Below are 11,094 nucleotides of genomic sequence, written 5' to 3'. Positions count from 1 at the left end.
GCTGGCCATCCTGGGCGAGGGTGGCGGCCCAGCGCGAAACACTGGCCCGGCTGGCCCCCAGCTGTCGGGCGATCTCGGCTTGGGAGAGCCGCCCCTGCCGCAACAGCCGCGCGGCCTCCAGACGGCGTTCCTCCATTTGCCCCGGCGTCAGATGCGCCGGCCGCCACACATTGCCATCCATCGCGCACCTCCTCACGAGGACCGACACCGCCCTATGTTACACCACCTTCGTGAAGATCATTAGGTGCTTTGGAGGCAATATCGCCAATTACCCAGGATTCGCGGATGAACATGGCGGTCTGGCCGCGCTCAAAAGCCTCTGCGTCGGCCGGCATCTCGGGCGTGACAGTCTTGAGAACATGTACATTCTGCAGGTATTGCTTGAGCGTCGCGCGGCCGGCCTCGTTGGCGTAATTGGCGCGCCACTTGCCGTCGGATGTAGGCTCCAGCACCGAGCCGCCATATTGGAATAGATTGATCCAGAACTTCTCAGCGATGCCTTGCCCGCCGCCGGTAAGGCGCAGACTCCAGCCGGAAATTGTCGGATTGCCGTCGGGACCTCGCTTGGTCAGTTTCTCGGCATACTGGGTGTACTCGTCCATGGTCTTGGGGGGCGTGCTTAGCCCGGCCGCCTTGAACATATCGATGTTGTAGAACAGCGCAGCCTGCCCGCGGAACAGGGGCACGCCGTAGACTGCACCTTCATAGCTTGCGTTCGACGTGAAGAACTCGTCGAAATTGGCCTTGTCCTTGACGAAGCTGGCCACTGCATCCGGAGCCTTTGGCAGGAGGTCGTTCTCGAGATAGCGGCGAACAGTAGAGCCTTGGAGCTCAATCACGGTTGCACCGGCAACGCCGGAGGTAAGGCCCAGTGCGATGCGTTTCTCATGCTCGCGAAGAGCGATGGCTTCGACCTTGACGTTGAGGTTCGGGTGCTTGGCCTTGAGGCCCTGGGCCACGTGCTCGTAGAACGGCGCCATTTCTGGATAGCCGCTCCAGACGGTGACGGTCTGCGCTGACGCGGCAGAAAGCCCGCCTAGCATGAACGCTCCCAAGGCCGAGCCGAGCAAAGCCGCGCGGCCGAGACGCCGCTCCAGTGATGTTGTGATGGCAGAATTCAGCGCGTCGATCATCCCGTTCCCCTGGTTTATGGTGTCGAAGCTGGCAAACGGAAGGTTCTCATGCAACCGGTTGCGGGTCAAGCAGCCAACCTGCGGGCCGGCAGGCGCTTATCCCGCTCCGGTCAGAGAGTTCTCCGAGTCAGAAGAGCAATAGCCGCTTCGGCCAAAGCTTCGGCCGATCCGGCGGCGAAGGTGGCTGGCAGGCCATAGTAGCGATGTGCCTCGTCAACCTCATATCCACCGAACGCATACTCGGACTCTGGAGGGATGTAGCCGGGATTGTCTTCCGCAAATCCAATTATGAAACTCGGTTTGCATGGTATGCTCTGGCGAATCTGCAGCGCCGTCTCTGCAAAGATCTCTCCCGGAAGGGCAACGATCGGTACTCCTCCCCAGTTCAACACGGAGACGCGCGCCTCAACTGGTTCCAGAGAGCGCCCTGCCATTTCTGTTGCCCAGGCAATCCAGTGGGTGAGCAACGCTGCACGGGCGGGATCCGCGGTCCCCCGCTCGCGATACCAACGCTCCGCCAAGGCCTCTGGGGCCTCCGTCTCGCGTCGCTCAAATCCGAGGTGTAGGATGTGGTTCGCCACTGAGACGTGTTCTCCCAGGGGGACCTCGCCGGCTTGGCAAGCCGCGTCCGCAATCCGCTCGCCATAAGCCTGTGCAGACTCGAAGCTGCGATATGTACTGGATGCGAGGCTGATGGAAGCGTGTGCCGAGTGACCTGTATTGGCGTCTCCCGCGCATCCAGTGAGAAACAATGCCATGGCGTCTGGATTGGCGGCCTCAAGGCGCTCGCGCACATAGTGCGGGTAATCGGCCGTCCAAAGCCGGTTGTCGGCGCCGAGCACCACTGGGTGACAGGCATAGGCCGTGATCATTGCGATGAGGCCGCCGTCAGTGTCCCGGATGCGCAGAACTGGCAAGCAAGAGTCGATCGTGCCATCGGCACGGCGACGGTTTCGGGTCACTCCGGGGTCCGTACCCCATCCGGCGGTCAGACGGGCGGGCCGGGTGGACGCCGCCGCTTGGTCGATCGCGTGCACACATGCAGCTTCCAGGCGCTCAAGATAGGCTGTGTCAGCCTGATGGCTCAGGCGACCTATCATGGAGACGGGGCCACCATGCGTATGCAGTGCCGCGACGACCACATTGTCGGCAGGCAGCACGCACTTTTCTCGGACGCGCCGTGCCATGTCGCCATGAAGGCCGATCACGTCGGCGACCACGAGGGCGGTATCCTCCACGACGATTGCACGTACTGTCAGCGGATCATGCGCGCCGAGCGCAGGCTCACTGCGAGCCGCAAATCCCGAGAGGGCAAGACCTGCTGGAGGCGTGATGTCCACAAGGGCGGTTCCGGCACGGATCATTGCGAGAAAACCTGCTCGCCTCGCAGCCAGACGGCCAAGACCTCGAGCCGGGGCTTTCCCTCCTGCCAGGCGAATTGCATCAGATCAGCCGGAGCACCAACGGCGAGACGGCCTCGGCCGCCTACAATGTGACCGGGATTCTCCGTCGCGAGCCTGAGACCGTCGCCGAGCGTCAGCCCTGCCATCTGTATGGCGATGGCGACATTGGCGCAAAGCGGCAACCCGGCGCCGGCGAGATATGGGGTGCCGGCAATACCGACACGTCCGTCGGCAGTGACCTCGACATTGCCGCCAACAGGCTGCTCGTAAAGACCAGGTGGCATGCCAGCGAGGGCGACCGCGTCCGAAACCAGGATGGCTCCCTCGAGACCCTTTGCTCGAACCATCGCCTTGAACGTGTCGGCCGGGAGATGATGACCGTCAGCGATGAAGGTTGCGGTCAGACGGTCATCTGCGAGTTGGCTCCATAAAAAGTTGGGGTGTCGGGGCAGGGTGGCCGCGGCGCCGTTGCCCAGATGTGTGGACAGGCTCGCTCCTGCCGCGGCGGCTTCATGGATCTCCTCAGGCGAGGCGGCTGTGTGGCCGAGAGCCACACGGACGCCACGCTGCACGAGAGCCGAGATATAATCGATTGCTCCGGGCTGCTCAGGGGCTAGCGTGACAAGTCCGACGAGGCCCGAGCTTGCCGCCTGCCAACGCTCAAACTCGGCAAGGGAGGGCGCTCTCACATGGGCGATTGGATGAGCGCCGCGCGGCCCGTCAATCGCTGAAATGGACGGGCCCTCCACGTGAACGAACGGAACCATCCTGGCCACCGATGGAAAGCGGCGGCGGGCTTCCGCAATGACTGTCAACGCACGGATGATGTCTGCCTCCGGCGCGGTGATCAGGGTCGGCAGAAAGGTCGTGACGCCTGCCGAGAGCATATGGTCCGCCAGCGTCTTCACCCGCTCTGGCGTAAGGTGGCCGTCATTCAGATCAAGGCCCGCGAAGCCGTTCACCTGCAGGTCGATCAAGCCGGGTGCAACATAATCATGACCGGCGCCATCCACAGTCTGGATCGAGGCGATGACGCCGTCCTCGACCGTAATGGCGATGGCCTCACCGGTCGCGGGATTGCGTCCGACAATATCGCCGGACGAGTTCACAGAGCTCTGACCCGATTGTGGAAATTCGCAATGAAGCGCGCATTGGCTTCGTCGCCACCTGGGGCGTTGCCGCTCCTCCACACAGGCGGTTCAATGCCGCGCTCGATGAGCTTTGATACGGTGCGGATTACCAGGCAGTTGAGTGCGAAGGCATTGGCAAATGTTGAAATCGCAGCAATGTCCTGGCTCATGCCGGGAACGCGCACGACCGCATCACCAATGGGGACCTTAGTATCCACGGCGATATCGACCAGTTCGTGCAGGTTCTGACGGGTGGGATGTCGAGCCGGATGCTCGGGTGAGGTGTTGCTGGCGTGCTCACGCGAACTGATGCCGATGAGAAACACGCCGCGCGCCTTGGCTTCCATGGCGGCATCGATGAGAGCCGCGTTGATCCCATAGGCGTTGACAAGAACGAGAAGGTCACCTTGGCCGAGCCGCTGGTTCGCAATCACGACCTTGCCGTAGCCGGGCGTGTGCTCGATCGCCATGGAGCGCAGAGCCCCATTGGAGAGCAGCGTTCCCTCGTCAAGAATGGCGCTGACATGCATCAGGCCTCCCGCGCGGAAGAACACTTCCTGCGCAGCGAGGTTCGAATGTCCGCCCGGGCCGAAGATATGAATCAGGCGATCGGCTGCAATCTGATCGGCGAGACGAGCGGCGGCCTTGTCTGTCGCGGTGCGCTCCTCGGTCAGGATGCGCTGCATCAGGTCCGTTGTGGACGCGAGATAGGAGGCACAGAGGGCATCGGCATCGGTGAGCTCACCGTTCAGCATCGGGATCGGACTCCGCATCGAGATAAAGGGCGCAGTGGGCCTGCTGACGCAGGATGCTGGCCGGGCAGTTGGTCGCTACGGGCCCATAGAGGCTCCGACGTACGGCATCCCGCTTAACGGAACCCGGGACGATGCAGAACAGGCGATCAGCTCGCAAGAGGCGCGGGATCGTCAGCGTCAATGCTTGGTCAGGAACATCTTCGTAACGCGCGAAGCACTGATCATCGACCTGCTGCTGGCGGCAGGTCTCATCAAGAGCGACAATCTTGACGTCGAGCGGGTCATGGAAATCCGCTACGGGAGGGTCATTGAAAGCAATATGGCCGTTTACGCCGATCCCGAGGCAGACGACGTCGATGGGCGCCTCGGCAAGGCGAGCCGCATAGGCCTCCGCCGCCGCGGCAGGATCCGGTTCGGGGACAATGTGATGTACCGCCGCGAAGGGGAGATGAGCAAAGAGGGCTTCATCAAGCCAATGCGCGAAACGCTGCGGTGCATCAGCCGGAAGACCTATGTATTCATCCATATGAAAGGCCGTTACCCGGTCCCATGCAATGCCCGGCTCCTCCCGAAGGCGACGAAGGGTTTCAGTTTGGCTAGGCGCGGCAGCAAAAATCATTCGCACTTGCGATTGTCGGCTTAGCCGCTCTCGGAGTTCTGTCGCAATCGCGCTGGCGCTGGCGGCCCCCATCTCTGCCCGCGTGCGGTAGCTCTGGACACGAAGCCGATCGACGGTGCGATGGCTCACTGGGGTAGGGGGCTGGGCATGAGTATCCGTCACAATAGCCTCTTAATGCGGCCTGCCTAGCTATGAGGTGAACTCTTGTACTCTGACTCTGTCGATGGCATGAACTAAACCTTGCAACCGGTTGCATGTCAACGGGTAGACTAGCGCGATTTCATCCTGAAGAGAGGGTTGGGCATTGAACTCGAATGAGATGGCCGGTACTGCCTGCCGGCGTTTGGTATTAAAGGGACAACGGTGAGTGGGCAGAAAGAGAAGCTGACCATCAAGCACGTGGCGGAGGCAGCGGGCGTCGCCCGCTCCAGCGTCTCTCGTGCCTTCACTCGCCCGGAGATGCTAAGCCCTGAGACGGTCAGGCGCGTCCTGGATGCTGCCGAGAAGCTTGGATATGTGCCCAACCAGACGGCCCGCGCCCTGAGTACAGGACGCCATGGGAATGTTGCGCTGATTGTTCCTGATATTGCCAATCCATTCTTCCCGCCTTTGATCCGGGCTGCTCAAATGGAGGCTGACCGGTCGGACTTCTGTGTGTTTCTCGGCAATTCGGATGAAGACCCAAAACAGGAAGACAAACTTGTGGGTCGTTTCGTAGGTCAGGTTGAGGGGCTTATCCTCGCTTCATCGCGCTTGTCAGACGAACGCATCCGAGCCCATGCTGCTCAGCGGCCCTTGGTTCTGATCAATCGGGATGTCGATGGTATTCCTCGTGTTCTGATCGATAGCGGCTCTGGTGTGCGCGAGGCGGTGGCCCATCTGGCGGAGCTCGGACACCAGCACATCGTCTATGTCGCGGGACCGGCGACATCATGGTCGAATAAGCAGCGCCGCCTCGCGGTGCGTAAATCGGCCGAGCGCCTCCGATTGAAAGTCGACATAGTAGCCGCCGTCGTACCGAGCTATGACGCAGGGCGTGAGGCTGTAGCGGCAATCATGGCTACGGGAGCCACGGCTGCGATCGCATTCGATGATCTAACGGCGCAGGGGATTCTCGCTGGACTGGCGGATCGGAAGATCAGTGTCCCTGGCAATTTCGGCGTTATCGGGTGCGACGATGTGCTAGGCGCCGCTACATATCCGTCTCTGACAACGGTCTCGAACCGGTCTGTGGAGGCTGGCAAGGCGGCGTTGTCACTGCTCGTCGAGTTGCTTCAAAGCCAGTCAGCCCGTGACATCCGGTATGTGTTGGACACCCACTTAGTCGTCCGCAATACAACCATCGGCCACAATGAGTGATGGGAAAGGTACTGCCACTTGAACCTCGTAGGGAAGGCACTGATTATAACGATATAAAATTTCGCATAATTAGTGTTTTGACAAGAAGTTTGTAACCTATGCCGTGGCAGGGTCCTCTCACAGGAGGATCCCATGCGGACCAATCAGCGGCTGGCCCAGCTCTGGCTCGATGCCTTGGCAACAGAGCTCGGGGCCTCGGCCGGTACCATCGACACCTACACCGATGATCTGAACTGTTATCTCGCCTGGCTCGACGAGAACGGGCTTAGACTGGATGACGTCGGCTTGGAGCAAATCCGAGATTACATCTCCGCTCTCGATCAGCGCGGCTATGCCGGATCGACCATGGCCCGAAGGATCACAGTGGCGCGCGGCTTGCACAAGTTCCTGATCGCGGAAGAACTCGGTTCCCGTGATCCCACGAGCAATTTGTCTACCATGCGCCGGCCCCGGAAGCTGCCCTTCGTCCTGTCGATTACCGAGACCGAGGCGCTCCTGGAGACGGCCCACACGCTCGCTGCCGATCCCTCGGTCGGTTTCTACCGTCAGGCCGGCTATCCCCGACGGGCCGCCCTGTTCGAGACCCTGTATGCCTCTGGCATGCGCATCAGCGAGGCCCTGTCCCTGCCGTCAGACGCGGCACCACCCGGGACCCGGATGCTGCTGGTGCGCGGCAAGGGCGACAAGCAGCGGCTCGTGCCTCTGCACGATCGTGCCATCGAGGCCATTGCCCAATGGCAGAAGCTCGCCAGCGCGTATTCTGGAGGCAAGCCGAGCCAGTGGCTGTTCCACTCGGTGCGCAACGGATCCAAGGCCCTGACGCGGCAGGCCGCCCTGCTCGAGATCAAGGAAGCTGCCGTGGCGGTGGGGCTAGCGAACCCGGAGCGGGTGTCGCCGCACGTGCTGCGGCATGCCTTTGCCACCCACATGCACTCGGGCGGCACCGATCTGCGCGTGCTGCAGGAGCTGCTGGGACACGCCGGCATCGAGACCACCCAGATCTATACCCATCTCGACACCTCCCGCCTCCACCAGATGGTCCGCGATCTCCACCCGCTCAATGAAGATGAACGGGACGAGCGCACGACTGCCGCGTGAACAGCGTGCTGCGGCATTCCGAGGATCACCAGACCCAAAGTGGATCAACGCGCCAGATCAGACTCAACGATCGTCCCGTCAATCTGTCTTGGCCGCGGCTAAGTAGTTCACCGTCACGGCAGCCAAGGCCCTGACACCTACGACCAGGGCTTTGTCGTCGACGTAGAAATTCGGGCTGTGGTTCGGAGCGGCTTTGCTCGGGTCCTGATCCTTCGGCACGATGCCGAGATTGAAGAACAGGCCAGGCACCTCGTTCAGGAAGAACGAGAAATCCTCGGAAGCTCCGGAGCGCTCAGTAACAACGACATCGCCGTCCGCAGCTCGCTCGAGCACCGGCGCCATGCGGGCTGTGATTTTGTCGTGGTTCACGAGCGGGTCATACAGCTCGATCACCTCGACCTCTGCCTTGGCGTTTGCGCTCTCTGCAATGTTCTCGGATATCTGACGGATATCGTTATGAACCTGAGCCCGCCCGCCGGCATCATAGGTGCGGATGGTGCCGCTCATTTCCACCGTTTCCGGCACGATGTTGAACCGCGAGCCTCCGTTGATGGTCGAGACACTCACGACCGTCGGCGACTTCATCAGGTCAGTGCGGCGACTGACGACTGTCTGTAGCCCCAGCACGATCTGGGAGGCTGTTGTCACAGGATCGACGGCGCGCCATGGATAGCCCGCGTGGCCTTGCTTTCCCGTGACCTTGATCCGCAGCTCGTCCGCACTCGCGTTAGCCGCCCCGGCCCGGTAGCCGATCCGGCCGCTAGGCAGACCGGATGTGACATGTAGACCGAACACCGCATCAGGCTTTGGATCCTGCAGCACGCCTTCCTTGATCATCGCCTTGGCGCCCCAGATCTTGCCGGTGAAGGCGGCATAGAGGCTGGGCCCCTTCTCCGCAGGCTGGAAGATGAACTTCACCGTTCCGGGCAGCTGGTCCTTCATGCCAGCAAGCACTTCGGCAGCGGCCATCAGGATGGCCGTATGGGCGTCGTGGCCGCAGGCGTGCATGACATCGACGTCACGGCCGAGATATCTCCCTTTGGCCTTGGAGGCAAAGGGCAGCCCCTCGGGTTCCTTGACCGGCAGAGCGTCCATATCGGCCCGGAGCGCCACCACTGGGCCGGGCTTCGCCCCCTTGAGCACAGCCACCACCCCGGTGCGCGCGACACCGGTCTTTACCTCAAGCCCGAGCTTTGAGAGGTGCTCGGCCACAAGGCCGGCTGTCCGGGTCTCCTGCTCGCCGAGTTCGGGATTCTGGTGGATATCGCGCCGCCAAGCAATCAGTTTGTCCTCAATCTGTGCCGCCCGGGAGCGGATCTGCTGCTCGAGGTCAGGAACAGGAGCTTGAGCCCGGGACGGGGTGGTTGTTAGCGCTGTAAGAGCGACCAGCGAGGTGGCAAACGCAAATGACCGAAGAGGATGCGGCATGGCTCTGTCTCCCTGTTCGCATCAGCGTGCCGAAAAACCGCAGGCCTGGATAGGGTTATGTTGTCGGCGCAATCCGCAGATCTGGCATGCCGGAGAGGCCTCTTGAAGGTTGCGACCTTTGCGCTAAGCAGCCCCACGCCGACTTGGGCTTTCTGGATCAGACACGTCCGACCTCCTGGCAGCCGATCGGCTTCGCGCTGTCTCCTTGCCGCTGGTCGTAGAGGTCCGCACTGGTCCCCTTGGTCCACCAGAAGTAAGGGCCTGCCGCATACCGGGCTCCAGACCCGGACAGCACGCCGGCAAACACCAGCGCCTCTCCGGAGACGGGTACAACGGCAAGGGCGTTGGAGCCCGCGGTGATGTACTCGACCCTGATCTGCGGCAGGCCCTGGCACGCATAGGTAACGATATCCATCCGAACCGACGGGGCTTGCGGCAGGCGGATCACGACATCAGCCGCAACGCAGATCGTGGGAAGCGAACACAGCAGTCCCGTCAGACAGCTTCTGTTCATGGCTCACGCTCCTCCCAAAGGAAGCTCAGATCAGCCTAATGACGCTGGTTGGCTCAGCCCCGACAGCGAACGCAACAGCGACAAGGATGTTCTCTACCGCACCGGCGCCTCCGCTGACTTCGCCAGCTGGCGCAGGGTTGCTGTATCCAGCTCACTGATAACGGTTAGTGCTTTACCGCTCTGGGGTTTCTCAGCTAGTTTTTGTCCACTCAGTGCCGCGATCCCGACCGCCACAATCTGCTGATTGCGATGCTGTTTCTCCGGCGGTTTCGCTGAGACTGCTTTGTCCTGTTGGGTCTTGTTGGTCTTCTCTCCAATGGACCCAGTCCTGGATACGTCATCGTTGGCGTCATTCGACCGGAGGTTCGCACCCTTGGCATCAGGCCTGACAGGAGGAAGATCCGCCAGGGTTGGATCGCGTGCCTGAGAAAGCCGATTGACCTCACTTCGTGCCGTTGCGAGCTCTCGACGGAGCTGTGGTATCTCCGAGAGTGAAGCTTGGGTCTTCGTCCTTTCGGCAAGAAGCTGACTTTGAGTTGCTTGCACGCCTGCAACCTGGTTGCGAAGCTGGCGATCCATCTCGACCGACGCGTGCCTTGACAGAGCAAAGGAGGCCCATCCTGCGGCGGCTGACAGGCTAAGAGCCACAATAAGACCGCGGTGTACGTTCGATAAACGCGATGCAGACTCTCGGAACATGGGCAACTCCCCCATACGCAACATGGTCGAAATCCAGCGCTGCTCATTCGGACGGGTGAGTTTGGGCGACAAAGAGGCTGAAATGGACTGGCTCAGGCAGGCGGCCGCCACAATGCAGGTGTTTTTGTGCTCTTGGTTAATGCCCAGTAAAAACAGGAGCTGATAAGTGGTAATGTCCTGCCTTGAACGGATCACGTTACAACTGCGGGGACACGTAACGGGTCCCAATGCTTGTCGAGGTCGCTAGGCGCGGGTGTGTCCATTGCGGAGTGCTATTTGAATTCCCCAAGCGGCTTCGCAAACCACCATAGGATGTTTCTTGTAGAGAGTGCGAGAAACGCCGCATCCCCAGGGATGCTTGGTCAACCTCAGATCCGTGAACATCCACGCCTTGGCTCAAACCGTCAGGGGATAAGCTCTCGGCTCCGGGGACTCCTCAGATCGGACTAGGGTATAACAGGGGCAGGAATGGACCACAGGACAGGGCCATGGCTCGCGCACCTAGTGGATGGCACCCTTGTGTTACCGGCATTAAGGACGGGGCCAACGACAATGAGGTTCCGATCCGTCACACCAACGATGCCAACCAGGAATTGCCCGGGGAACTGATCGAGGGCGGCCATGTGACCGATGAAAACATGGTGATCGTTCGTGATCCGATCTCGAGTGATTGGCTTGTCGAGGACTACGCCGGCGAGACGGTGCTTTTTCACATGCCGCGGGATTGCTCACTTGATGAGGTCAGGCGAGCCGCGGCTGTCTATGCAGCAGCCTTCAAAAGCGGCTTTGAGCAGGCAAGGTTCGTCGCTTGCTCTACGCGTATTCTCCGCTAGCCGTTCCTATTCACCAGAGTTTGTTTCGGGGCCTATTTGGTAGCGCGGACGTGCCGATCCGCTGCGTTTCTTTCACCGCGGCAAGGTCTGGAACGTGGGGAACGCGTTGGCAGGGACGGGATG

Annotated in this window: 12 protein-coding genes; 3 read left to right on the top strand and 9 right to left on the bottom strand. The window is 61.1% G+C overall.

Annotated elements, in window-relative coordinates; all coding sequences use genetic code 11:
• From FS320_RS30375 to FS320_RS30350, 6 genes are all read right to left on the bottom strand, one after another.
• On the bottom strand, window positions 1-181 hold a 181-nt coding region (locus FS320_RS30375; RefSeq protein WP_152716020.1), incomplete at its 3' end, for a helix-turn-helix domain-containing protein.
• A 31-nt stretch (window positions 182-212) separates the two neighbouring features.
• Window positions 213-1,202, bottom strand: a complete 990-nt coding sequence (locus tag FS320_RS30370) for an ABC transporter substrate-binding protein (RefSeq protein ID WP_420846794.1) — start codon at window positions 1,200-1,202, stop codon at window positions 213-215.
• Window positions 1,203-1,243: 41 nt separating this feature from the next.
• A complete protein-coding gene (locus FS320_RS30365) occupies window positions 1,244-2,497 on the bottom strand; it encodes a neutral/alkaline non-lysosomal ceramidase N-terminal domain-containing protein (protein WP_152716018.1) in 1,254 nt (417 codons plus the stop codon).
• Complete coding sequence (locus FS320_RS30360; protein WP_162003347.1) at window positions 2,494-3,645, bottom strand: amidohydrolase family protein; 1,152 nt, start codon at window positions 3,643-3,645, stop codon at window positions 2,494-2,496. The genes FS320_RS30365 and FS320_RS30360 overlap by 4 nt, the downstream gene beginning before the upstream one ends.
• On the bottom strand, window positions 3,642-4,421 hold the full coding sequence (locus FS320_RS30355; RefSeq protein ID WP_152716016.1) for a sugar isomerase domain-containing protein: 780 nt from the start codon (window positions 4,419-4,421) through the stop codon (window positions 3,642-3,644). The genes FS320_RS30360 and FS320_RS30355 overlap by 4 nt, the downstream gene beginning before the upstream one ends.
• Window positions 4,408-5,112 (bottom strand): 6-phosphogluconolactonase, encoded by a 705-nt coding sequence (locus FS320_RS30350; protein ID WP_152716021.1) that lies wholly within the window; start codon window positions 5,110-5,112, stop codon window positions 4,408-4,410. Before FS320_RS30350 ends, FS320_RS30355 begins: the two co-directional genes overlap by 14 nt.
• 291 nt (window positions 5,113-5,403) lie before the next feature.
• On the opposite strand from FS320_RS30350, the gene FS320_RS30345 reads away from it, so the two are divergent.
• Window positions 5,404-6,399 (top strand): substrate-binding domain-containing protein, encoded by a 996-nt coding sequence (locus FS320_RS30345; protein ID WP_162003346.1) that lies wholly within the window; start codon window positions 5,404-5,406, stop codon window positions 6,397-6,399.
• 132 nt (window positions 6,400-6,531) lie between these two features.
• Window positions 6,532-7,497 carry a tyrosine recombinase gene (locus FS320_RS30340; protein ID WP_152716013.1) on the top strand — a complete coding sequence of 322 codons (966 nt, stop codon included), beginning with the start codon at window positions 6,532-6,534 and terminating at the stop codon, window positions 7,495-7,497.
• 78 nt (window positions 7,498-7,575) lie between these two features.
• Here the strand turns inward: FS320_RS30340 and FS320_RS30335 are convergent, their stop codons facing one another.
• The 3 genes from FS320_RS30335 to FS320_RS30325 form a co-directional block, all read right to left on the bottom strand.
• Window positions 7,576-8,925 carry an amidohydrolase gene (locus FS320_RS30335; RefSeq protein ID WP_152716011.1) on the bottom strand — a complete coding sequence of 450 codons (1,350 nt, stop codon included), beginning with the start codon at window positions 8,923-8,925 and terminating at the stop codon, window positions 7,576-7,578.
• Between the two features lie 157 nt (window positions 8,926-9,082).
• Window positions 9,083-9,439: an MliC family protein gene (locus FS320_RS30330; protein WP_152716009.1), complete on the bottom strand. Its 357-nt coding sequence runs from the start codon at window positions 9,437-9,439 to the stop codon at window positions 9,083-9,085.
• 93 nt (window positions 9,440-9,532) lie between these two features.
• Window positions 9,533-10,333 carry a hypothetical protein gene (locus tag FS320_RS30325; protein ID WP_152716007.1) on the bottom strand — a complete coding sequence of 267 codons (801 nt, stop codon included), beginning with the start codon at window positions 10,331-10,333 and terminating at the stop codon, window positions 9,533-9,535.
• Between the two features lie 293 nt (window positions 10,334-10,626).
• On the opposite strand from FS320_RS30325, the gene FS320_RS30320 reads away from it, so the two are divergent.
• Window positions 10,627-10,971, top strand: coding sequence for a hypothetical protein (locus FS320_RS30320; protein WP_152716005.1), 345 nt, complete (start codon window positions 10,627-10,629; stop codon window positions 10,969-10,971).
• Window positions 10,972-11,094: the final 123 nt, after the last annotated feature.

Origin of the sequence: Microvirga tunisiensis (assembly GCF_009296175.1) — a bacterium.
Classification (GTDB): domain Bacteria; phylum Pseudomonadota; class Alphaproteobacteria; order Rhizobiales; family Beijerinckiaceae; genus Microvirga; species Microvirga tunisiensis.
The sequence above is the reverse complement of the archived record's forward strand: the minus strand, read 5'-3'. Positions and strand labels throughout refer to the sequence as shown.

Bases quoted from the DNA above. Each gene is read 5' to 3' on its own strand.
- FS320_RS30320 (WP_152716005.1), top strand. From the start codon at position 10,627: ATGGCTCGCGCACCTAGTGGATGGCACCCTTGTGTTACCGGCATTAAG.
- FS320_RS30365 (WP_152716018.1), bottom strand. From the start codon at position 2,497: ATGATCCGTGCCGGAACCGCCCTTGTGGACATCACGCCTCCAGCAGGT.
- FS320_RS30340 (WP_152716013.1), top strand. From the start codon at position 6,532: ATGCGGACCAATCAGCGGCTGGCCCAGCTCTGGCTCGATGCCTTGGCA.
- FS320_RS30355 (WP_152716016.1), bottom strand. From the start codon at position 4,421: ATGCTGAACGGTGAGCTCACCGATGCCGATGCCCTCTGTGCCTCCTAT.
- FS320_RS30350 (WP_152716021.1), bottom strand. From the start codon at position 5,112: ATGGGGGCCGCCAGCGCCAGCGCGATTGCGACAGAACTCCGAGAGCGG.
- FS320_RS30330 (WP_152716009.1), bottom strand. From the start codon at position 9,439: ATGAACAGAAGCTGTCTGACGGGACTGCTGTGTTCGCTTCCCACGATC.
- FS320_RS30335 (WP_152716011.1), bottom strand. From the start codon at position 8,925: ATGCCGCATCCTCTTCGGTCATTTGCGTTTGCCACCTCGCTGGTCGCT.